Source organism: Vibrio sp. Y176 (assembly GCF_033438945.1).
This window is the reverse complement of the sequence record NZ_JAWOQS010000944.1, coordinates 1-563: the sequence shown is the minus strand read 5'-3', so window position 1 is coordinate 563 and position 563 is coordinate 1. Positions and strand designations below refer to the sequence as shown.

Annotated in this window: 1 protein-coding gene; it reads right to left on the bottom strand. The window is 32.5% G+C overall.

The window, feature by feature from the left end; all coding sequences use genetic code 11:
* Window positions 1-310 (bottom strand): LysR family transcriptional regulator (locus R7O13_RS29555; RefSeq protein ID WP_318305551.1); only part of this gene is annotated, 310 nt, incomplete at its 3' end.
* Between the last annotated feature and the right edge of the window lie 253 nt (window positions 311-563).

Here is a 563-nt window from a genome sequence, read left to right as displayed (position 1 = left end):
AATCAGATATCGCAATAGAGTACCGATCAAACATATCTACTTGAGCCAATTCGTCAAATAATTGGTCATATAAAGACATTGTTCTGTCTGTATAACTAAGCAATATTTGGCCATGTTTAGTCAGATTGAATCCATCTTTTCGATCGAAGACTTCAGCCCCTATAGTACATTCAAGTTTTTTAATATGTTGTGAAACGGCTGGTTGGGTTAAATATAGACTTTCTGCTGCCGCAGTAAAACTTCTATGCCTTGCAACATGTGAAAAAGTGCGCAAGTACTTTACATCGATGGTACGTTTATTAGCTTTCATTTAAATAACACCAAGACCCAATAATTTTCCGATAGTTATAATTTTTATAAATCCATAAAGCTACAGATGAAGCCAGTTAATAAATAGCTCCCCTCTATAACTCAGTGTCTTATTTTACGTCTAAGCATTAAACAGTTGTATAAGAAACCAATTGCTTACTCATTGAGTTTACCACTGATCCGACAAGATAAAAAACATTGTAAATATCTGTTTTAACTATTATTTCACGTTGCGAAATAATTAATTAAAAAAA